Origin of the sequence: Nitratidesulfovibrio sp. 1201_IL3209, from assembly GCF_036763125.1 — a bacterium.
In the GTDB taxonomy this organism is placed as follows: Bacteria; Desulfobacterota; Desulfovibrionia; order Desulfovibrionales; family Desulfovibrionaceae; genus Cupidesulfovibrio.
In genome coordinates, this window is sequence record NZ_JBAIYT010000005.1 from 46,810 (window position 1) to 69,383 (window position 22,574).

15 protein-coding genes are annotated in these 22,574 nt (G+C 69.7%); 13 read left to right on the forward strand and 2 right to left on the reverse strand.

Going from position 1 to position 22,574, the window contains the following annotated elements; genetic code table 11:
• Positions 1 to 18: 18 nt before the first annotated feature.
• Entirely contained in the window at positions 19 to 3,060 is a 3,042-nt protein-coding gene (fdnG, locus tag V6B97_RS04435) for a formate dehydrogenase-N subunit alpha (protein ID WP_333505284.1), read from the reverse strand.
• A gap of 1,393 nt (positions 3,061 to 4,453) precedes the next feature.
• Here fdnG and V6B97_RS04440 point away from each other — a divergent pair.
• From V6B97_RS04440 to V6B97_RS04490, 10 genes are all read left to right on the forward strand, one after another.
• Positions 4,454 to 5,497, forward strand: a complete 1,044-nt coding sequence (locus V6B97_RS04440; RefSeq protein ID WP_333505285.1) for a molybdopterin-binding protein — start codon at positions 4,454 to 4,456, stop codon at positions 5,495 to 5,497.
• 138 nt (positions 5,498 to 5,635) lie between these two features.
• Positions 5,636 to 8,353: a molybdopterin-dependent aldehyde oxidoreductase gene (locus V6B97_RS04445; protein ID WP_333505286.1), complete on the forward strand. Its 2,718-nt coding sequence runs from the start codon at positions 5,636 to 5,638 to the stop codon at positions 8,351 to 8,353.
• Between the two features lie 125 nt (positions 8,354 to 8,478).
• Positions 8,479 to 11,151 carry a pyridine nucleotide-disulfide oxidoreductase/dicluster-binding protein gene (locus tag V6B97_RS04450; protein WP_442935462.1) on the forward strand — a complete coding sequence of 891 codons (2,673 nt, stop codon included), beginning with the start codon at positions 8,479 to 8,481 and terminating at the stop codon, positions 11,149 to 11,151.
• The gene (trsM, locus tag V6B97_RS04460; protein ID WP_333505287.1) at positions 11,148 to 11,987 is read left to right on the forward strand and encodes a DVU_1556 family methyltransferase; all 840 of its coding nucleotides are present in this window, start codon (positions 11,148 to 11,150) and stop codon (positions 11,985 to 11,987) included. Before V6B97_RS04450 ends, trsM begins: the two co-directional genes overlap by 4 nt.
• Positions 11,984 to 12,439 (forward strand): DVU_1555 family C-GCAxxG-C-C protein, encoded by a 456-nt coding sequence (locus V6B97_RS04465; RefSeq protein ID WP_333505288.1) that lies wholly within the window; start codon positions 11,984 to 11,986, stop codon positions 12,437 to 12,439. The genes trsM and V6B97_RS04465 overlap by 4 nt, the downstream gene beginning before the upstream one ends.
• A 5-nt stretch (positions 12,440 to 12,444) precedes the next feature.
• A complete protein-coding gene (gene trsS / locus V6B97_RS04470; RefSeq protein ID WP_333505289.1) occupies positions 12,445 to 14,046 on the forward strand; it encodes a radical SAM (seleno)protein TrsS in 1,602 nt (533 codons plus the stop codon).
• A complete protein-coding gene (locus V6B97_RS04475; protein ID WP_333505290.1) occupies positions 14,043 to 15,203 on the forward strand; it encodes a DVU_1553 family AMP-dependent CoA ligase in 1,161 nt (386 codons plus the stop codon). The genes trsS and V6B97_RS04475 overlap by 4 nt, the downstream gene beginning before the upstream one ends.
• Positions 15,200 to 16,324, forward strand: a complete 1,125-nt coding sequence (locus V6B97_RS04480; RefSeq protein ID WP_333505291.1) for an XdhC family protein — start codon at positions 15,200 to 15,202, stop codon at positions 16,322 to 16,324. The genes V6B97_RS04475 and V6B97_RS04480 overlap by 4 nt, the downstream gene beginning before the upstream one ends.
• A gap of 83 nt (positions 16,325 to 16,407) precedes the next feature.
• Positions 16,408 to 17,859, forward strand: coding sequence for a DVU_1551 family NTP transferase (locus V6B97_RS04485; RefSeq protein WP_442935463.1), 1,452 nt, complete (start codon positions 16,408 to 16,410; stop codon positions 17,857 to 17,859).
• A gap of 5 nt (positions 17,860 to 17,864) precedes the next feature.
• Positions 17,865 to 18,590 carry a histidine phosphatase family protein gene (locus V6B97_RS04490; RefSeq protein WP_333505353.1) on the forward strand — a complete coding sequence of 242 codons (726 nt, stop codon included), beginning with the start codon at positions 17,865 to 17,867 and terminating at the stop codon, positions 18,588 to 18,590.
• A 41-nt stretch (positions 18,591 to 18,631) separates the two neighbouring features.
• Here the strand turns inward: V6B97_RS04490 and V6B97_RS04495 are convergent, their stop codons facing one another.
• Complete coding sequence (locus V6B97_RS04495) at positions 18,632 to 18,865, reverse strand: hypothetical protein (RefSeq protein WP_333505292.1); 234 nt, start codon at positions 18,863 to 18,865, stop codon at positions 18,632 to 18,634.
• Positions 18,866 to 19,310: 445 nt separating this feature from the next.
• Between V6B97_RS04495 and V6B97_RS04500 the strand changes: the two genes are divergently transcribed.
• The 3 genes from V6B97_RS04500 to V6B97_RS04510 are packed head-to-tail and all read left to right on the forward strand — an operon-like array spanning position 19,311 to position 22,574.
• Positions 19,311 to 20,615 carry an efflux RND transporter periplasmic adaptor subunit gene (locus tag V6B97_RS04500; protein WP_333505293.1) on the forward strand — a complete coding sequence of 435 codons (1,305 nt, stop codon included), beginning with the start codon at positions 19,311 to 19,313 and terminating at the stop codon, positions 20,613 to 20,615.
• On the forward strand, positions 20,612 to 21,436 hold the full coding sequence (locus tag V6B97_RS04505; RefSeq protein ID WP_333505294.1) for an ABC transporter ATP-binding protein: 825 nt from the start codon (positions 20,612 to 20,614) through the stop codon (positions 21,434 to 21,436). The genes V6B97_RS04500 and V6B97_RS04505 overlap by 4 nt, the downstream gene beginning before the upstream one ends.
• Positions 21,423 to 22,574 carry an ABC transporter permease gene (locus V6B97_RS04510; RefSeq protein WP_333505295.1) on the forward strand — a complete coding sequence of 384 codons (1,152 nt, stop codon included), beginning with the start codon at positions 21,423 to 21,425 and terminating at the stop codon, positions 22,572 to 22,574. Before V6B97_RS04505 ends, V6B97_RS04510 begins: the two co-directional genes overlap by 14 nt.

Sequence of the window (22,574 nt, forward strand, 5' to 3'; positions counted from 1 at the left end):
GGGCGCGCCCGGCTCTGGTTAGGCTATTTCGGTCAGCTTGTCGGCCTTGCGCAAGTTGACGAGGCAAGCCTTGCTTTCGGGAATGGTGGTGTTGGGGTCGTACGCGCCGACGGTGAGGCGGTTGGTGGAGTCACCGCACTTGGGCGTGGTCCAGCCGTAGGCGAAAGGCATGCCCACGAGATGCACCGTCTTGCCCATGACCGTGAAGGGCCGGATGCGCACGGTGACCATGGCTATGGCCTCCACGCGCCCGCGCGCGCTTTCCACGATCACGCCGTCGCCGTTGTTGATGCCCTTTTCCTTGGCCAGCTCGTGGCTCATCTCGATGTAGAGCTGAGGCTCGGTTTCCAGCAGGTTGGGCACGTTGCGCGTTTCGCCGCCGCCGCACCAGTGTTCCGTCAGGCTGTAGGTGGTGAGCACGTACGGGTAGTCGGGGTCGGCCGCCTTGGCCATCTGGTCCATGTCCGAGGTGTGGAACTTGTACACCGGGCTCGACAGCTGCTTGGAGAACGGGTGGCTGGCGAGCGGGGTTTCCGCGGGTTCGTAGTGCTCGGGGAAGGGACCGTCCACACGGCCGGTGCCGTAGAACTGGGCGTAGCCGTCCTTGGTCATGATGAAGGGCAGCTTGCCCTTTTCCTTGTCGGCCATGGGCGGCCACGGACCGTCCGGCACGTCGCCGATCCACTTGCTGCCGTCCCACTCGATGACGGCCTTCTTGGGATTGAAGGGCTTGCCGTTCAGGTCCACCGAGGCGCGGTTGTACAGGATGCGCCGGTTCACCGGCCAGCACCACGACCAGTTGGGGAACAGGCCGATGTTGGCCTGCATGGGCGTCTGGCTGGCGTTGCGCCGCTTGGACTTGTTGCCGTCCTCCTCGGTGTAGCTGCCCGCGTAGACCCAGTTCAGCGACGAGGTGGTGCCGTCGTCCTTCAACTGGGCGAAGGCGGGCACCAGCTGGCCGCGCTTGTATTCCTTGTCGCCGATCTTGGTGTCCGCCCAGAAGAAGCCGTTGATGCGGCGGGTCCATTCCTCGGCGTCGAACTTTTCGGTCCAGTGCATCTTCAGCAGGGGATCGGGCAGGGTGCCGCCTTCCTTGCGGTACAGGTCGCGGATCTTGTTGACCAGCGGCACGAAGACGTCGGCGAAGTGGCGGGCCTGTCCGCCCGGCTCCACCGCCTTGTCGAACCATTGCAGCCAGCGGCCGCTGTTGCTGATGGTGCCCGCCTTCTCGATGCGGTGGGCGGACGGCAGCAGGAACACCTCGGTCTTCTTGGTCTTGGGATCGACGCCGGGGCGCTGCCAGTTGTCCGTGGTTTCCGAGTTGTGCAGTTCGGAGCAGACCAGCCAGTCCAGGTTGTCCAGGGCGGCCCGCATCTTGTTGGTGTTGGAGAAGCTGTTCATCGGGTTGACCCCGAAGATGAACCCGCCCTTGATCTTGCCATGGTACATCTTGTCCATGACGTACATGTACGAGTAGTCCTCGCCGGGTTCGAGCTTCGGCAGGTATTCGTAGCAGAGGTCGTTCTCGGGCGTGGCCGCGTCGCCGTACCAGCCCTTGAGCAGGCTGGCCACGTACTTGGGCCGGTTGCTCCACCAGTTGGCGCTGTTCTTCAGCTTGCTGACCGGGGTGTTGGCCTTGTTGTAGTCGGCCAGGGTCTGCCACGGGGCCACCGGCATGGCGTTGTAGCCGGGAAGGATGTGGTACAGCAGCGCATGGTCGGTGGAACCCTGCACGTTGGGTTCGCCGCGCAGGGCGTTGATGCCGCCCCCGGCGACGCCGATGTTGCCCAGCAGCAGCTGGATGAGGGTGGAGGTGCGGATGTTCTGCACGCCCACGGTGTGCTGGGTCCAGCCCAGGGCGTACAGGATGGTGCCCGCCTTGTCCGGCTTGCCGGTGGCGCAGAACGCATCGTACACGCGCAGCAGGTTTTCCTCGGAGACGCCGGTGACGTCGGAGACGTTCTTCAGCGTGTAGCGCTCGTAGTGCTTCTTCATCAGGTTGAAGACGCACCGTTCGTTCTTCAGGGTTTCGTCGATGACCGGGCCGCCGTCGGGACCCGTCTCGAAGGCCCACTTGGACTGGTCGTACTTGCGGGTCTTGGGGTCGTACCCGCTGAAGACGCCCTCGTTGAAGGCGTAGTCCTTGCCCACGACGAAGGCGGCGTTGGTGTAGTTGAAGACGTAGTCCTTGAAGTAGAGTTCCTTGTCAAGGATGTACTTCACCATGCCGCCCAGGAAGGCGATGTCCGTGCCCGAACGCAGGGGCACGTGGAAGTCGCAGCGGGCGGACGTGCGGGAGAACTTGGGGTCCACGTGCATGAGCGCCGCGCCGTTGTCCTTGGCCCGCATGATCCACTTGAACGCGACAGGATGGTGTTCCGCGGCATTGCTGCCGATAATGAGCACTGCATCGGTATTCTTGATATCGATCCAGTGGTTCGTCATAGCCCCGCGACCGAACGACTCTGCCAGAGCCGCAACAGTGGGACTGTGTCAGACCCGGGCCTGGTGGTCCATATGGACAACACCCAGGCCGCGCATGGCTTGATGGATGACGGCGCATTCCTCGTTGGAGGCGTGCGAGGTGCCCATCATGAAAATGGATTCGAAGCGGTTGACCGTCTGACCCTTCTCGTTCTTGAGGATAATGTCCTTGTCGCGGGCGTCCTTAACGCGGCGCGCGATCTGGTTCAGGGTCCACTCCCAGTCCTTCTCCACCCACTTGTCGCTGTGCGGAGCGCGGTACAGCGGCTTCGTCAGGCGGTGCGGGTTGGTGTACATGGAGAAAAGGGCCGCGCCCTTGGCGCACAGCGCCCCTTCGTTCACCGGGAAGTCGGGGTCGCCTTCGGTGGAAACGAGCTTGCCGTCCTTGACATAGGCGATGACCTGACAACAGACGGAACAGAAGGGACAGACGCTGCCCACTTCCTTCGCGCCTTCGATCTTGAGCTTGCTGGCATACGCCTGCGCTTCAGCAAGATCGAACCCAAGCTGGCCGAGCGAGAGACCGACAACGCTCACGCCCATGAGCTTGAGAAAACTCCGCCGCGTAGTTTTCATGTTTCACTCCTTGTTAAAGCCCCTCACAGAATCCGAAAGGTCCGGCGGACCTTCGTGCTGCATCCGCGAATCCGTGCGCGCGGCCGTACGCGCGTCCCCTGCCGTGCGAAGGAGGGGAGACGACACGATGCCGCCGGGCGTTCTCGGGAATCGACGCCGTCGCGGTTCCGCAGGCTTCCGGACGGACGCGCGTGCCTGCTGGCTTCGCGCGGCCGGTACGACCCTTGGTCCTGCCGGAGAAGATGGACCTGACGCCACCTTCGCATCGTATCTTTTGGGGCACCATAACAGGGTTCGCGGTGAAAACAAGAAAATATTAATAGAAATCGGTGAGTTAAATGCAGCATATGCGCAGGTTTTGTCACTGAGCGGGGCAGGCATGATGTCTGTTACGGTTTGTTCTGGTTGTTTTTGGTTGGAATGCGGATGTGTTTGCGTCGGGAGGATGAAGTGGTGAAAATACGGATGGTTGCGCGTTCAAACTAGTGAATTCCGACACGAATACCGCCGCGCGCGTGCGGGCTCGCCTGGTGGAACCGGCTGGTCGCCGGGCCATGCGCCGTGCCCGCATGGTGAGTTTGGGCCAAGCGCAGCAGGTCTGTATCGGGCGGTAGGGGCTGTATCTAAATTGTCCTTTCGTCCGTTGGCGTCCGACCCGAAGGGCGCGAAGCGTGGCCGTTGGGCGAGCTTGCGAGCCCTACGGACATCGTGCGCAACGAGGTCAAACTTCGCCTGCCATGTCGGTCGAATACGAGAAGAGTACGCGCTGCGGTCGCCATCCGTAAGGCTCGCAGACTCGCCTAACGGCTGCCGCGCTCTGCGGTCCTCATCCGTAAGACTCGCGCTGCGCGCTCGCCTAACGGCTGAGGCACTCCCTCATGGCAGGCTTGTTTTCCTTGCCAACGAACGAAAATCCTACTTTAGAAACAGCCCCTAGGGGCAAGGTCAATAAAATCAGCGCCAAACGGAATATATACGCATGATTTGACACTCTAAAGCGCATTTAAGTGTCATTTATGGTTTTTATAAGTAATTATGACGGCAAAAATCATCGCTATAAGGCTGCCTTCGTTGTTTCATGTCCCCAGACAGTTCCATTACGACCCGTGAAGACGGCGCCATCGCAAGCGAGCGAGTGCTTACGGCATGTGAATGCGTACATACTCCGTACGGTTAACGGCAGGTTGTATGAACAGTCATTGCAACATGTTGTCATGCTTGAATTAACACGCGTTGTTCGTTGACCGTGACCTGTCAGGGCTGATACATATGCACACTAGGAGTGCCTGCATATTCAGTCCGGCCATGCCCTTCTCTTTGCGTCCGAGAGGGCTCCCACACCGACTGCGGCAACGCCGGAATGCTGCCTGTCCCTTCACGGGAGCAGAAGCACATGCATGGTCACGAACACGGCCTTTCGGTCGTCCCCGTCCACGAAGCCGTGGGCATGATGCTGTGTCACGACATGACGCGCATCGTCCCCGGCGTGGAAAAGGGGCCGGGGTTCCGCAAGGGGCACGTCATCGCCCCCGAGGACATTCCCCTCCTTCTGCAAATGGGGAAGGAGCACGTCTACGCCCTGCGCCTTGGCGCGGGCCAGCTGCACGAAGACGATGCCGCCCTGCGTCTGGCGCGCGCCGTCGGCGGTGCCGGCGTGGCCCCGGAAGCCAGATGCGAGGGGCGGGTCAATCTCATCGCCGGACACGACGGGCTGCTGCTCGTCGATGTTCCCGCCCTGGGCCGGGTCAACGGCCTGGGCGGACTCGCCGTGTCCACGCTGCACGGCCTGTGCGCGGTGCGCGCGGGCCAGGTGGTGGCGGGCATGCGCGTCATTCCCCTCATCGTCCACGAACGGTTGCTGCACGATGCCGAACGCGCCCTTGGCGGCGCATCGGCGGTTTCCGTGCTGCCCTTCCGCCGCGCCCGCGTGGGCATGGTGACCACGGGCAGCGAGGTGTTCCACGGTCGCATCAAGGACAAGTTCGGCCCCGTGGTGCGCCGCAAGTTCGCGGAACTCGGCAGCGAGGTGGTGCGCCAGGTGCTGGTGGCCGACGACCGCGACGCCACGGCCCGGGCCATCCGCGAACTGGTGGATGAAGGGGCGGACATGGTCGTCGTCACCGGCGGCATGTCCGTGGACCCCGACGACCAGACCCCGGCGGGCATCAGGGCCGCCGGGGCGCGCGTCGTCGCCTACGGGGCTCCGGTGCTGCCGGGCTCCATGTTCATGCTGGCGTATCTCGGCGAGGTGCCCGTCATGGGCCTTCCCGGGTGTGTCATGTACCACCGGGCGTCGATCTTCGACCTCGTGGCGCCCCGGCTGCTGGCCGGGCTTGCCGTCACGCGGGAGGACATCATCGCGCTCGGCCATGGCGGCCTGTGCCTCGGCTGCCAGGAATGCCGGTACCCCGCCTGCCCGTTCGGCAAGGGGACGTGACCCCGAGCCGGACCGGCGGAAAGGGAGGGGCGGCGCAAGCCGCCCGTGCAGGGAAGGGCGATGCATTCGCCCGCGACGGAAAGGGCGGTTCGCCCGCCCGCGCAACATGCAACGGACAGATCCACGGAGGCCAGGCTCATGATCAACAAGCATTTCATCGTCAACGGCATACCCCGCAACCTCGTCGTCGATCCGGACGCGACGCTGGCGGACGTGCTGCGCGAACAACTGCTGCTCACCGGCGTCAAGGTGGGCTGCGGCGAAGGGCAGTGCGGCGCGTGCAGCGTCATCCTTGACGGCAAGGTGGTGCGTTCGTGCGCGTACAAGATGCGCCGATTGCCCGAGGGGGCTTCGGTGACCACCATCGAGGGCGTGGGCACCCCCGACTGCCTGCACCCGCTGCAACTGGCCTGGGCGGCCCACGGCGGCGCGCAGTGCGGCTTCTGCTCGCCGGGGTTCATCGTCTCTGCCAGACAGTTGCTGGAAGAAAACAGGAACCCCAGCCGCGACGACGTGCGCGACTGGTTCCAGAAGCACCGCAACGCCTGTCGCTGCACCGGCTACAAGCCTCTGGTCGATGCCGTGATGGACGCCGCCAAGGTGCTGCGCGGCGAGATGAGCACCGACGAACTCTGCTTCAAGATTCCCGCAGATGGCCACATCTGGGGAACCAAGTACCCCCGCCCCTCCGCCATTGCCAAGGTAACGGGCACCTGCGACTACGGTGCGGACCTGGGCCTGAAGCTGCCCTCCGAAGCGCTGCACCTTGCGTTGGTGCAGGCGGAAGTGTCGCACGCCAAAATCCTGTCCATCGACACCTCCGAAGCGCAAAAGATGCCCGGCGTGCACAGCGTGCTCACCCACAAGGACGTCAAGGGCAAGAACCGCATCACCGGCCTGATCACCTTCCCCTCCAACAAGGGCGACGGCTGGGACCGGCCCATCCTGTGCGACGAGAAGGTGTTCCAGTACGGTGATGCCCTGGCCATCGTCTGCGCCGACAGCGAAAAGCACGCCCGCGCCGCCGCCGAAAAGGTGAAGGTGCAGTTGGAGGAACTGCCCGCCTACATGAGCGCCCCGGCCGCCATGGCCGAGGACGCCATCGAGATCCACCCCGGCACCCCCAACGTGTACTTCATCCAGAACATCGCCAAGGGCGAGGACACCAGGCCCATCTTCGACGGGGCCGACGTGGTGGTGGAAGGCGACTACTACGTGGGCCGCCAGCCGCACCTGCCCATCGAGCCGGACGTGGGCTTCGCCTACATGGACGGCGAGGGGCGGCTGGTCATCCACTCCAAGTCCATCGGCCTGCACCTGCACCTGTACATGATCGCCCCCGGCCTTGGCCTTGAGCCGGAAAAGATCGTCATGGTGCAGAACCCGGCGGGCGGCACCTTCGGCTACAAGTTCAGCCCCACCATGGAAGCCCTGGTGGGCGTGGCGGCCATGGCCACCGGCCGTCCGGTGCACCTGCGCTACAACTACCGCCAGCAGCAGAACTACACCGGCAAGCGCTCGCCGTTCTTCTTCAACGTGCGCTACGCCGCCGACAAGTCGGGCAAGATCAAGGCCATGGAAACCGACTGGATCGTGGACCACGGCCCGTATTCCGAGTTCGGCGACCTGTTGACCCTGCGCGGCGCGCAGTTCGCGGGGGCGGGCTACGGCATCGCCAACATCCGGGGCCAGGGCCGCACGGTGTGCACCAACCACGCGTGGGGTTCTGCCTTCCGCGGCTACGGCGCGCCGGAAAGCGAGTTCCCGTCCGAAGTGCTGATGGACGAACTGGCCGAAAAGCTGGGCATGGACCCGCTGGAACTGCGCTACCGGAACGTCTACCGCAAGGGCGACACCAACCCCACCGGGCAGGACCCGGAAGTGTACAGCCTGCCGGAAATGATCGACATCCTGCGGCCCAAGTACAAGGCCGCGCTGGAAAAGGCCAAGGCCGGGTCCACGGCGGCGGTCAAGAAGGGCGTGGGCGTCGCCGTGGGCGTGTACGGCTGCGGCCTTGACGGGCCGGACACCTCGGAATGCGACGCCGAACTGAACCCCGACGGCACCGTGACCATCTACAACTGCTGGGAAGACCACGGCCAGGGCGCGGACATGGGCTCGCTGGGCACCGCCCACGAGGCGTTGCGTCCGCTGGGCATCGCGCCGCAGAACATCCGCCTGGTGCTCAACGACACCAGCAAGGCCCCCAACAGCGGCCCGGCGGGCGGCAGCCGTTCGCAGTACGTCACCGGCAACGCGGTGCGCGTGGCCTGCGAAAACCTGGTGGAAGCCATGCGCAAGCCCGGCGGCTTCCGCACCTACCAGGAGATGGTGGACGAGAAGATCCCCACCAAGCATCGCGGCGCGTGGACGGCGGCGGGCACCCACTGCGACGAGAACGCCCAGGGCAAGCCCTTCACCGCGTACATGTACGGCGTGTTCATGGCCGAGGTGGCCGTGGAGGTCGCCACCGGCAAGACCACCGTGGACAAGCTGACCATGGCGGCCGACATCGGCAAGGTCTGCAACAAGCTGGTCACCGACGGCCAACTGTATGGCGGCCTGGCCCAGGGCGTGGGCCTGGCCCTGTCCGAGGACTACGAGGACCTCAAGAAGCACGCCACCATGGCGGGCGCGGGGATTCCGTACATCAAGGACATCCCCGACGACATCGAACTGATCTACGTGGAAACCCCGCGCGGCGACGGTCCCTTCGGCGCGTCGGGCGTGGGCGAACTGCCGCTCACCGTGCCGCATGCGGCCATCATCAACGGCATCTACCACGCGTGCGGCGTGCGCATCCGCCAGTTGCCCGCCCTGCCTGAAAAGGTGCTGGCGGGCCTCAAGGGCGCGTAGGACAACCAACATGGCCCCGGGGTGGACGCGCTCCGCCCCGGGGCGTCATTTTCTCGGGCCGTGGGATGTTCCCCGGCGGCCCGTCCGTACAGCCCGTCCGTACAGCCCGCAAGGGGGAGCCCGGCATGGACCAGACCTCGCTGCGCGACTGGGAGTCGCGCTGCATACAGGAAGAACCGCCCCGCTGCCAGGCGGCGTGCCCGCTGCACGTGGACGCGCGCGCCTTTCTGGGGCACGCGGCCGAAGGCCGCTGGCGCGAGGCGCGCGGGGTGCTGGAACGCACCATGCCCCTGCCGGGGGTGCTGGCCCGGCTGTGCGAGGCCCCCTGCGAGGCGGCCTGCCTGCGTGGGGAGGCGGGTGGAACCATTGCCGTGGGGGCGCTGGAGCGGGCCTGCGCCGCGCTGTCGGTTCCTGCGGCCGACCCGCGCCCCCTGCCGGGGCGGGGGCTGCGCGCCGCCGTGCTGGGCGGCGGGCTGGCCGCGCTGACCGTGGCCTGGGACCTGGCGAAGAAGGGCCACGCGGTGACCCTGGCCGGATGGCTGGAAGACGGGGGAGAGAGTGCTGCCGATGGTGACGCCGCCGGTGATGTCGCCGGTGATGTCGATGGTGACGCCCGATCAGCCGCCTTGGGCCGCCTGGCCGCCATCCCCCCGGACGTGCTGCCGTCACAGGCGTTGCACAAGGAACTGGACCGGCTGGCCGGGCTCAAGGTGCGCTTCGCCGCACCGGTCGCGCCCACGGCGGCGGCGCTGGAAGAGATGCGCGCCGCGCACGGGGCGGTGTTCGTGGCGTGGAGCCCGGCGGCCGCCCGCGCGCTGGACCTGCCCGGCCGCGACCAGTGCGACGCGTTGACCCTGGCCCACCCGGACCTGCCCGGCGTGTTCTGCGGCGGCTGGCCCGTGGACGGCCCGGCAGGTTTGCCGCGCTGCATCGACGAGGCCGCCGACGGCCGCCACGCGGCCACCTCCATGGACCGCCACCTCACCGGCGTGTCGCTGGCCGCCGGGCGCGAGCGGCAGGGGCCGTTCGAGACGCGGCTGTTCACCAGCCTTGTCGGGGTGCGGGCGGAGCCGCCCGTGGCGCTGCCCGCGCTGCCGCCAGTGGGGGAGGGGGGCGGCGAGTCCGCGCCCGACGCCCCGTACCGGGAAGAGGCGGCCCGCTGCCTGCAATGCCAGTGTCTGGAATGCGTGAAGGTGTGCCCGTATCTGGAAAAGTACGGCGACTACCCCAAGAAGCACGCCCGGCGCATCTACAACAACCTGGCCATCGTCAAGGGCGTGCATCAGGCCAACCGGTTCATCAACTCGTGCAGCCTGTGCGGCCTGTGCGGCACGGTGTGCCCCACCGGGTTCGACATGGCCCCGCTGTGCCACGAGGCCCGGCGCACCCTGGTGCATGACGGCAAGATGCCGCCCTCCACCCACGAATTCGCGCTGGACGACATGGCCTTCAGCAACGGGCCGCATGCCGCGCTGCTGCGCGCACCGGCCGGGGCCACGACCTGCGCGTGGCTGTTCCTGCCCGGCTGCCAGCTTGCGGCGTCCGCGCCGGACAGGGTGGCGCAGGCGTGGGCCGTGCTGTCCGACCGGCTGCCCGGCGGCACGGGCATCGCCCTGCGCTGTTGCGGCGCGCCCGCCCTGTGGGCCGGGCGCGACGACCTGGCCGCTGCCGCCGCCGAAGAACTGCGCCACGGCTGGGAGGCCATGGGGCGGCCCACGCTGGTGGTGGGGTGTCCGTCCTGTGGAACCACATTGCGCACGCTGCTGCCCGACCTGCCCCAGACCATGCTGTGGACCGCGCTGGCGGAATACGGGACCGGCGGGCGGGAGGTGCCCGTCCCGGCGGCCCTCACCCTGCACGACCCTTGCGCGGCGCGCGAGGACGCACCCCTGCGGGCCACGGTGCGCAAGCTGCTGGCCGCGCGCGGGGTGGCGGTGCACGAGCCGGACCTGACCGGTCAGCTCACCGAATGTTGCGGCTACGGCGGCCTGATGGCCGAGGCGGACCCGGATTTGGCCCGCACCGTCATCAAGCGCAGGGCCGACGCCTCGGACCTGCCCTTCGTCACCTACTGCGCCATGTGCCGCGACCGGCTGGCCGAGGCGGGCAGCCCCGCCAGCCACCTGCTGGACCTGCTGCTGCCGCCGCTGCCCGGCGGCAATCCGGACCCGGCCGCCCCCGGCCCGCACATCACCGCCCGGCAGGAGAACCGCGCCCGGCTGCGCGACCGCCTGCTGCGCGAGGTCTACGGTGAAACCTCATCTGATGTCGCGCCGGAACTGGCGTTGCGCATCGCGCCGGAGATGCGGCTGGTGATGGAACGGCGGCGCATTCTCGACGACGACCTGCGCGGCGTGATCGCGGAAGCGGAACGCAGCGGGCGGTATTTCATCGACGCCGACGCCGGCATGCGCCTGGCCTGCCTGCGCCGGGTGCGCGTCACCCATTGGGCGGGGTACGAGCCCGCGCCGCAGGATGCGGGCGGTGGTGGGGGCGCGGGCGGCGCGCCCGCCTATGCCATCCGGCAGGCCTATGCCCACCGCATGGTGCTGCCGCAGGGGCCGCCCCCCGGCGGGTGGAAGGAATCGCCCCATGAACCGGCCTACCTGCCCGCGTCGGGCAACTGGGCCTGCGCCTGCGGCGGCACGCCGCGCCCGCTCTCGGTGGAACTGACCTACCTGGGCAGCACCTTCAACGTGCGCCTGCTGACCTGCCCGGACTGCGGGCTGGTGCTGGTGGATGAGGCCCTGGCGCTGGGCAAGATGCTGGAAGTGGAACAATTGCTGGAGGACAAGTGAGCGCGCCGTCCGCCGTCAACGTCCTTGTGCCGGAGGGGGCCGCCGCCACGGGAACAGGTCCGTGGGAACACCCGGCCCTGCGCGCCGTGTCCGGCGCCATGCTGCGGCCCGGCGGGCTGGCCCTGACCCGGCGCGCGCTGGAACTGGCCGCGCCACTGGTGGGCCTGCCGCAGGGCGCGCTGGTGGCGGACGTGGGCTGCGGGCCGGGCGAAACCGTGGCCCTGTTGCGCGAACGTGGCCTGGCGGCGGTGGGGCTGGATCTTTCCGCCAGCCTGCTGGACGAGGCGCGCGGCCGCGATGAAGCCATGCCGCTGATACGGGCCAACGCGGGGGCGGATGCCGAAGTTGGCCTGCCGCTGCGCACCGCCAGCCTCGACGGGGCGTTCTGCGAATGCGTGCTCTCGGTGCTGCCGGGGCGGGAGGCCGTGCTGGCGGAACTGGCGCGGGTGCTGCGGCCCGGCGGCGTGCTGGTCTGGTCCGACCTGTATGTGCGGGATGGCCGCCCGGCGGGTGCATGGCGCGGCACGGACGGCTGCGCTGACGGTGGCGAGCCCCGGTGCTCCGCGCCGCCGGTCTCCGGCCGTTCCTGCCTTGCCGGGGCCATCCCGCGCGCGGCCATGGAAGACATGCTGCAACGCACCGGGTTCACGGTGCTGGCGTTCGAGGACCACAGCCGCCTGCTGGCGGAACTGGCGGGCAGACTGCTGTTTGCCGGGGCCGGGCTGGCGGAACTGTTCGGGTGCGGCGGCAGTGGCGGGGGACGGCCCGGCTATGCGCTGCTGCTGGCCCGGCGCAACGGCCACCGGCAGGGCGAGCCACGGGGGGATGCTTCATGAGCGACGACGCGTTCGGACGGGTATTGGCCCTGGGGGCCTCCGGGTACTGCTGTACCCAGATCATGGTCATGCTGCTGCTGGACGTGCAGGGGCGCGAGGCGCCCGACGCGGTGCGCGCGGCGGGCGGCCTGTGCCGGGGCTTCGGCCTGTCCGAGGGCGCCTGCGGCATCCTGCTGGGCGGGTGCATGGCCATGGGCCTGTGCGCCGCCAAGGGCCACGACGGCGAGGACGCCCACGAGGCGCTGGAAGGCATGACCACCGAATTCGCCGAATGGTTCCGCGAGCGCACCGCCGCCAGCGGGGGCATTTCGTGCGGGGCCATCCTGGGAGATACCGGGGGCGGCCGTCCCGACTTCGGCAAGTGCCACGGCCTGCTGCTGGAGGCGCACGCGAAGATGTTCGAAGTTCTGGCGGCCTACGGCGTGGACCCCACGCTGGTGCGCGGGGAGTAGGCGGCATGGCCGGGCGCGATTGCAACTGCCTTGCCGATGGGCATGCCGGGGCCGATGCATCCGCGCCGCCGCACGGCCGCGTGCTGGCCCGCACCGCCAGCGTGTGCCCGGTGTGCCTGGGCCTGGCCCCGGCCGAGCGGGTGGCCGTGGGCGACACGGTGCTGCTGGTCAAGCGCTGTCCGGAACACGGCGAATTTTCCGCGCCGGTGTGGCGGGGCGAGCCCGCGTTCACCGGCTGGGTGCGCCCCAAGATTCCCACGGCCCGGCGCGGCCCCGGCACGGAACGGGTGTTGGGCTGCCCGCGCGACTGCGGACTGTGCCCCGACCACGGCCAGCACACCTGCACCCTGCTCGTCGAAGTCACCGCGCGCTGCAACCTGCGCTGTCCGGTGTGCTTCGCGGCGGCGGAAACGCGGAACGACGGCATGGACGCCGCTACGCGGGGGCCGGGCGCGGCGGAAGATCCCTCGCTGAACGACCTGGTTTCCCGCCTGGCCGCGCTGCGCCCGCGCGCGGGCGACGCCAACATCCAGCTTTCCGGCGGCGAACCGACCATGCGCGACGACCTGCCGCAACTCGTCACCGCCGTGCGCGGCCTGGGCTATCCCTTCGTGCAGTTGAACACCAACGGCCTGCGCCTGGCGCGAGAGGCGGGCTACGCCGACCGGCTCGCGGCCGCCGGGCTGGATTCGGTGTTCCTGCAATTCGACGGGCCGGACGACGCGGCCACCGCCCGGCTGCGCGGCCTGCCCCTGCACGCGGACAAGGTGCGCGCCGTGGACGCCTGCGCTGCGGCCGGGCTGGGCGTGGTGCTGGTGTGCACCGTGGCGCGCGGGGTCAACGACCACTGCCTGGGCGACATCGTGCGCTTCGGCCTGTCCCGGGTGCCCGTGGTGCGCGGGGCGCATTTCCAGCCGGTGAGCTTCTTCGGCCGGTACGAGGGCTTCGGCGCGCCGGACGATGCGGACGGCGGGGTAGGGGAATCCCCGCGCGAGGCGGCGCGCATCACCCTGCCCGAGGTCATGCGCGCGGTGCGCGACCAGACCGGCGGACTGATACCGCTGGCCCACCTGCATCCGCCGGGGTGCGAGCACGCCCAGTGCTCCTTCAGCGGCACGTTCCTGGCCCACGAGGAAGGCGGGCTGGAACCGGCGGGCGGGGCCTGCTGCGGGACAGGCGGCAATGGCGGCAACGGCTCCATCGCCCCGGCCCCCATCCCCGCCGCGCTGGGCGCGGAGCGGGCGCGGGCCTTCGTGCGCCGCCAGTGGAAGGCGCCCGGTCCGGCGCCCGCTCCGGCCACTGACACGGGCGACGGCACGCCCGCCGCGCCGCCCCGCGACGATTTCGAACGCTTCCTGGCCCGCGCCGGGCGGCGGTTCACCGTGTCCGGCATGGCCTTTCAGGACGCCTGGACGCTGGACACCGAACGGCTGCGCGGCTGCTGCATCCACGTGGCCGCTCCGGACGGTCGCATGGTGCCGTTCTGCGCCTGGAACCTGACCTCGGCGGGCGGCGCGCCGTTGCACCGCAACGGCGCGCCTCGCGGAACGGGAAAGACCGGGGGAGAGGGAGATGCAATCGAACCGGATGCAGGGGAGGGCGCATGACCCGGCACCCCGTATTCCCCGCATCGCCGGACGGGGCCGTGTCCACGCCGTGCCCTGCGTGCGCCGCGCCCGTGGCGCACGGGCAGGGGGCATCCACCCCGGCCACCCCGGCCCGCTCCCCGCTGGACCCGTGGCTGGCCGCGCGGCTGCTCATCCGGCCCGGCGAGCTTTCCCCGGCCACGGTGCGCGCCCGGCAGGACGAACTGCTGCGCGGGGCCGTGCGCCGCGCCCTTGAAGCGCCATTCTACCGCGCTCGGCTGACGGGCCTGCCGTTGCCCCGTTCGCTTGACGAACTGCCCGGCCTGCCCTTCACCACGGCCGACGACCTGCGCGAGGATGGTGACGCCCTGCTGCGCGTGGCCGACGACGCCGTGGCCCGCATCGTCACCCTGCCCACGTCGGGCAGCACCGGCGCGCCCAAGCGGCTGCGCTTCACCGGCGCGGACATCGAACGCACCGTGGATTTCTTTGCCGTGGGCATGACCACCCTGTGCCGCCCCGGCGACGTGGTGGCCGTGCTCATGCCCGGCCAGCGGCCGGACAGCGTGGGCGATCTGCTGGGCCGGGGCCTGCGCCGCTCCGGCATGCATCCGGTGCTGCTGCCCCCGGCGGCAAGCGGGCCGGAACACGCCGCCCTGCTGGCGCAATCCGGAGCACAGGTCTTTGTCGCCACGCCGACGCAGGCCCACGCCATGGCCGAGGTAGTGCTGTCGGGGCAGGCTCCCGCCTCCCGCCCGCGCGCCTGCCTGCTCAGCGCGGAGGCCACCCCGCCGGAAACGGCGGACAGGGTGCGCGCGGCCTTCGGCTGCGAGGTGTTCGACCACTGGGGCATGACCGAAACGGGCTACGGAGGCGGCGTGGAATGCGCCGCCCACCACGGCTTTCACCTGCGAGAGGCGGACATCTTCGTGGAGATCGTCCACCCCGTCACCGGCGCTCCGCTGCCGGACGGCCAGACCGGCGAGGTGGTGGTGACCACCCTTGCCGCCGAGGCCATGGTGCTGCTGCGCTACCGCACCGGCGACGCGGCGGCCCTGCTGCCACCACCGTGCCGTTGCGGCAGCCTGCTGCGGCGGCTGGGGCCGGTGCGGGGGCGCATCCGCCGCCACGGAAACCACTGGGACATCATCACCCTTGCCAAGGGGGTACGACCATGACGCAGTTCTTCGGACAACTGGCCGACGCGTTGGAGCGCGACGGCGCGGCCGTGCTGGCCACCATCGTCACGGCGGAAGGTTCCGCCCCGCGCATGGCCGGGGCGCGGCTGTTCGTGCGCCCCGAGGGAGCGGGGGGCGGCTTCGAGGGCACCGTGGGCGGGGGCATCCTTGAGGCGCGCGTGCTGGACGCCTGCCGCACGGCCCTGGGCGACGGGTTGGCCCGCCTGCTCAGCTTCGACCTGTCCGCCGACGAGGCCGCCGGATCGGACATGATCTGCGGCGGCCGGGTACGGCTGTACGTGGAACCGCTGCGCGCCGCGTCCTGCCCGCGCCTGGCGTCCATGCTGCGCGAAGCGGACCGTCTGACCACGCAGGGGCGGCGTTGCGTGCTGGTCAACGTGCTGCGTCCCGATGCCGCGCCCGACTGCCGCCGCCTGCTGCTGGCGGGCGAGGGGCAGGGGGCCGACGTCAGCGGCGACCTGGCGCTGGACCCCGGCGCGCTGGCCGGACTGTGCGAGGCCGTGGCCTCGGCCAGCGGGCCGCTGTGCGTGGAGGCGGGCGGCCTGTCCCTGCTGGCGGATCCCGTGGCCTCGCCGGGGCGGGTGGTCATCGCCGGGGCCGGGCACGTGGGGCGGCAGGTGGCGCTGATGGCCTCGCTGGCCGGGTTCCGGGTCACGGCGGTGGATGACCGGCCCGATTTCGCCAGAGCCGATCGGTTGCCCGGCGCGGACGAAGTGCGTTGCGTCGAACCGGGCGGTGACTGGCTGGCGGGGCTGGGCCTGCACGAGGACTGCTATGTGGTCATCGTCACGCGCGGGCACCGCAACGACGGCGAAGTGCTGGCCAGCGCCCTGCGCACCCCGGCCCGCTACGTGGGCATGATCGGCAGCCGCCGCAAGCGCGACGCCGTGTACCGCAGGCTGGAAGAGGCGGGCACCCCGCGCGCGGCCATCGAACGGGTGCATTCGCCCATCGGGCTGGACATCGGCGCGGAAACGCCCGAGGAAATAGCCGTGAGCATCGTGGCGGAACTGGTGCAGGCGCGGGCCGCCAGCCGGGTACGCCGCATGGTGGCGCCCATGCAGGCGGTGACGCCGCTGGGCGTGGCGGATGGTGCATGACCGGCCTTGTGCATGTGTTGGCGGATTTCATCTGAAGCAACGAACGGTCGATGGTTTCGATAGTGAACAGGTCGACAATCGAAATGGACGAACGATCAAGGCGCGAAGCGGCCGTGCAGGCCGTTTCTCCCGACGCGGCTGCCCTCCCGGTCCCCCCGGTTTCCCCAGTTTCCATAGTCGGCGTGGTGCTGGCGGCCGGGGCATCGTCGCGCATGACCCCGGACTTCAAGCCGTTGCTGGACCTGGGCGGAGCCACGGTGCTGGCCCGCTGCGTGGAGATGTTCCGGCAGGCGGGCGTGGCCGACGTACTGGTGGTCACCGGCCATCGTGCGGACGAGGTGGCGGCGGAGGCGGCCCGGCTTGGCGCGGCCACGGTGCATAACCCGGCATGGCGTGAAGGGGGCATGTTCTCCTCGGTACGCGCGGGGCTGGCGGCCGTGGCGCAGCGTGGCGGCGGGACTGACAGAACTGGCGGGACTGATGGGACTGGCGGAGCGAGGGCCTTGCTGTTGCCGGTGGATGCCGCGCTGGTGCGGCCCCTGACCGTGCGCCTGCTGCTGGAACACGAGGCCCGGCGCCCCGGCCGGGTAGTGCTGCCGGTGTTCGGCGGGCAGTGGGGGCATCCGCCGTTGCTGCCCGCATCGGTTTTTTCGATCATTCTGGGCGATGGCGGCGACGGCGGGCTGCGCGGCGCGCTGCATCGGCTGGGACCGGGCGTGCTGGAAGAGGTCGGCGTGCCCGACCGGTTCATCCTGCGCGACATGGACACGCCCGAGGACTACCGCGCGGCCTGCGCCGATTGGCCCGTCCGCAACGTCCCAACGTCGCAGGAGGCGCGCGCCCTGCTGGCGGTGCGGTCCATGCCGTCCGGCGGCGTCGCCCACGCCGAAGGGGTGGCCGCCGTGACCGTGCGCCTGGCCGACGCCCTGAATGCTGCGCGGACTGGCGGCGTGGCTGGCGGAACAGTCGCCACGGGCGCACTTCTGGACCGGGACCTGGCCGAGGCCGCCGCCCTGCTGCACGACATTGCCAAGGGCCAACCCCACCACGAGGCCGCCGGAGGCGCGCTGCTGCGCGAACTGGGCTTTTCCGGCGTGGCGGACATGGTCGCCGCACACCGGGACACCACGCTGCCGGACGGCCAGCCCCTGACCGAGCGGGAACTGGTCTACTTCGCGGACAAACTGGTGCGCTGCCACACGGTGGTGGACGTGGAAAGCCGCTTCGGCGAGAAGTTGGCCCAATGGCGCCACGATGCCGAGGCTGCCGCCGCCATAGAGGGGCGGATGCGCCGGGCGCTGGCCCTGCGCACGCGCATCGAGCGCGAGGCCGGGCGGCCGCTGGCGGACATCCTGCATCCGCTGGCTGTGGGCATGCCCGCGTGGGAACCGTCGGCTGACGGGGCCGGGCAGACCAGGCAGACCAAGCAGACCGGACAGGCCGCCCCGTGCGCCATGAATGCGACCGGTGCGCCGCACGCGCCCCCATCACACGGTCCGGCCGGGCAACCCGGCAGTGGCGGGCACCACCCGTGACCACCATGCCGGATATCCTGCTGTTCCGCCACGCGGCCACGGACATGGGCGACGGCCCACGCCGGTACATCGGCCACACCGAAGTGCCGCTGTCCGACGAAGGCCGCGCGCAGGCCGCTGCATGGCGGCCGCGCCTGGCCGGGCTGGCCGTGGCGCGGGCCTATGCCTCGCCGCTGGCGCGGGCGCGGGAGACGGCCCGGCTCATGCTGGGGCAGGATGACGGCGCGGGCGGCAGTGGCGGCTGCGCCGGGTTGCCGGGCACTGCGGGCGCATCGGGCATTCCGGTCACCGTTCTGGCCGACCTTGCGGAAATGGACCTGGGGGAATGGGAAGGGCTGTCTCAGGCCCAGGTGCGGGAAGCCCGGCCGGACGCCTACGCCCGGCGCGGCCGCGAACCCTGGACCTTTCGCCCGCCGGGTGGGGAATGCTGCGCGGACGTGGCCGCGCGCGGCCTGCGGGCGCTGTCCGCCATGTGGCGGGACTGCGCGGGAGAGGGGGAGGGGGGATGCGACGCAGGGCGGCCGTGCCTTGCGGACGGTGCCGCTGATCACGTCCACGCCCCTCTGGTGTTGGCCGTGACCCACGCCGGGCTGATCCGTTCCGTATTGTGCGCGCTGGGCCACGCAGGACGGGACGAACTGCTCACACTGCCGGTACGCCACCTGCAATGCGTGCGCTTGCGCCGCCATGAAACGGGCTGGGGCGTGATCTCGCCGGACTGGCAACCCTGAGCGCCCATGGGCAGGGTGCGTTCCTGCGGCGCGCCGCCTTCCTATTCCATGTCTTCCACGGACAGGATTTCCCAGCGCGAATTGTCCGCCGCCACGCGGAAGGTGGCCACGGCGCGGGCGCCGCACGAGCGGCAGACGAGCACCCGGCGGTGCTCGCCGTTCTTCTGGCCCGCCCACGAGGTGTCCGGGGGGCCGAAGTGGCAGCGCGTACAGCGAAACATGGGAGCGACGTTTATCTTGTGCAGGGTAAGGTTGTCTGCTTCGAAGCTGGGCATGTGCAAACCTGTGCTGTTCGTTGGTCGTGTCGTCCGGGTGGCGCATGGTCCGTTACCCGTATCGGGCGGGTAGGGCGATGCCGTACGAACCGGCATGCCGCGCGCATGCTGAACCGGAGTGTCATGTGTGCTATCCCTTTTCCCTTTTTCGGTCAAGTATCAGAGAAATTTTCATCTGCAACTCTCCCGTGAAGTGGCGCCCCAATTTTTGCGGCATGCCATGCAACAGCATGCGCCATGCCCTGCGGAACAGTAATGGAGGAATGCCATGTGCACCATGGAAGGGGGAAAACGGCAAGCGGTGAAACGCAGCCGCACGCGAAGCGGACTATGCGGTTGCACGCGGGGCGCGTTCTGGTATGGTGCCGATGCCCGCCGCAGCACGCCGGACGGCTGTTGCGCCGGGGCTGCCCCCCTCCATGAACCGTGACGCCTGCGAGCCCACATGTCATCGTCCTCCTCCATTTCTTCGTCCCCTTCCGGCGAAGCCTCGGTTTCCGGCGGTGTCGCGTCGGGTGGAACCGCACAGTCCGACCTCGGCAGGCTGTCCATCGACAAGACCGGCTGGCAGTCGCCCCGGCGTTCTCCCCGGCGGCGCTGGCTCTGGCTGCTGGCCGTGGTGGCGGTGATCTGCGCCGGGGCGGCCGCGCGGCTGCTGTTTCCGGCGGAGCGCGAGGTGCGTCTTGCCGTGGTGGCCCGGACGTATCCCACCCAGTCCATGACCACGCTGGTTTCCAGCGGCTACGTCACCGCGCAGCGCAAGGCGTCGGTGGCGTCCAAGATCACCTCGCGCCTGGAATGGCTGGGGGTGGAGGAGGGCAGCCGGGTGACCGCCGGGCAGGTGCTGGCCCGGCTGGAAAGCGACGACGCCCGTGCCGTCCTGGATCGCGCGCTGGCCAACGAGCGCGCCGCGCGGGCCGACATCGACCGCGCCGCCGCCGAACTGACGGACGCCAACCGCAACCACGCCCGCATGCGCAGGCTGCTGGCGGAAAACGTGATCTCCCGGTCCGACCTGGACACCGCCGAAACCCGCGCCCTCACGGCCGACGCCTCGGCCCGCGCCGCCCGCGACGGGCTGGCCGCCGCCACCGCCGCCCGGCGCGAGGCCGAGACGCAGCTGGAATACACCTTCATTCGCGCGCCGTTCGACGCCGTGGTGCTGACCAAGAACGCCGACGTGGGCGACATCATCACCCCGCTGGGCGCGGCGGCCAACGCCAAGGCCAGCGTGGTGACCATCGCCGACATGGGCTCGCTGCTGGTGGAAGCGGACGTCGGCGAATCCAGCGTGGGCCGGGTGAAACCGGGCGCACCCTGCGAAATCGCCCTGGACGCCCTGCCGGACGAGCGCTTTCCCGGCCGGGTGCACATCATCGTGCCCACGGCCGACCGCAGCAAGGCCTCGGTCATGGTCAAGGTGGCCTTCGATTCGCTGGACCCGCGCGTGTTGCCGGAAATGAGCGCCCGTGTGGCCTTTCTGGACCGCGTGCCTTCCGAGGATGAACGCCGCGCCCGTCCGGCGGTGCCCGCCACCGCCGTGCGCGGGGAGGGTGCCGTGGGGGACCCGAGTGGCGGACGGGCCGTGTTCGTGGTGCGCGAGGGCAGGGTGCAACGTACCCCCGTGCGCACCGGCATGGCCCTTGGCGATGCCGTGGAACTGCTGTCCGGTCCGGCCGAGGGCGAACGGGTGGTGGCCGACCCGCCCGCCGACCTGGCCGACGGCGACCGCGTGCGGATGCAGCCATGAGCCGCGCGCAGGATTCCGCCGCTCCTCCCCGTCCCGCCCCGCAGGACGGCGCGCCCGGCCCGGATAGGGGGGTGGGCGGGGATGAGGTGTTGGGCCCGGATGTCGTGTTGGACCCGGATGGCGCGCCCGGCGCTGCTCCCGCCCGCGCGCCGCGCACGGCCAGCCCGCCCATCCGGCTCGAGGGGGTGTCCAAGGCCTACCGGCGCGGCGCGCAGGTGGTGCCGGTGCTGACCAGCGTGAACATGGCCGTGGCCCCCGGCGAATTCCTGGCGCTCATGGGTCCGTCCGGCTCCGGCAAATCCACGCTGCTCAACCTCATCGCGGGCATCGACCGGGTGGACGCGGGATCCATCTTCGTGGGCGGCACGGACATCACCACCCTGGACCGCAGCCGCAGCGTGGGATTCATCTTTCAGTTCTACAACCTCATCCCGGTGCTGAACGCGCAGGAGAACGTGGAACTGCCGCTGCTGCTCACGCCCCTGTCCGGGCGCGAACGGCGCGACCGGGCGCGCACTGCGCTGTCCATGGTGGGCCTGTCCGACCGCCTGGACCACTACCCCGGCCAGCTTTCCGGCGGGCAGCAGCAGCGCACCGCCATCGCCCGCGCCCTGGTGGCCGACCCGGACATCCTGGTGGCCGACGAGCCCACCGGCGACCTGGACCGGGTGTCCGCCGGGGAAATCCTGGACCTCATGGACGGGCTGAACCGCACCATGGGCAAGACCATCATCATGGTCACCCACGACCCGCGCGCGGCGGAACGGGCGGGCCGCCTGCTGCTGCTGGAAAAGGGCGAACTGGCCGATGCTCACCCTTAGGTTCGTGCTGCGCAACCTGGCCCGGCACCCGCTGCGCAACGCGCTGACGGTGCTGGGCATCGCCGTTTCCATCATGGCCTTCGGCCTTTTGCGCACCACGGTGGAAGCCTGGTACGTGGGGGTTTCCGCCTCGGCCGCCAACCGGCTGGTCACCCGCAACGCCATCTCGCTGGTGTTTCCGCTGCCCATGGCCTACGCGGGCAAGATCCGCGCCGTGGAAGGGGTGACCCACCTTTCGTGGGGCAACTGGTTCGGCGCGTACTACGTGGACGAGAAGAACCTTTTCGCCAACTTCACCGTGGACGTGCGCAGCTACCTGGACCTGTATCCGGAATACGTCATCCCCGACGACCAGAAGGCCGCCCTGCTGCGCGACCGCAAGGGCATGGCCGTGGGCGACAGGCTGGCCCGGCGCTTCGGCTGGAAGCTGGGCGACACCGTGCCCCTCAAGGGCACCATCTACCCCGGCGACTGGAGCGTGACGGTGCGGGCCATCTACACCGGGCGCTACCCCAACACCGACGAGACGCAGGCCTTCTTCCACTGGGCCTACGTCAACGAGCGCATGAAGACCGAAAATCCCGGCCGCGCCGACCACGTGGGCTTCTATCTGGTGGGCGTGGACCGGCCCGAGAACGCCGCCCGCGTGGCCAACGACGTGGACGCGCGGTTCCGCAATTCGCTGGCCGAAACCCTGACCGAGACGGAACAGGCCTTCCAGATGGGGTTCATCTCCATGACCGAGGCCATCATCGTGGCCATCCGGCTGGTGTCGGGCATCGTCATCGTGATCATCATGGCGGTGGCTGCCAACACCATGGCCATGTCCGCGCGCGAGCGCATGGGCGAATTCGCCACCCTGAAGGCGCTGGGCTTCGGCGGCGGGTACGTGGCCCTGCTGGTGGCGGGCGAGGCGATGGCCCTGTCGCTGCTGGGGGGGCTGGCCGGGTGCGCGCTGTCCGTGCCGGTCACGCGGGTCATCGCCCACGTGCTGGGCGACTACTTTCCGGTGTTCCTGCTGTCGCGCGAAACGCTGGCCCTGCAAGGCGCGGCGGCGGCCGTGGTGGGGCTTGTGGCGGGCGCGGCGCCCGCGTTGCGGGCACGGCGGGTGCGCATCGCGGATGTGTTGGGACGATAG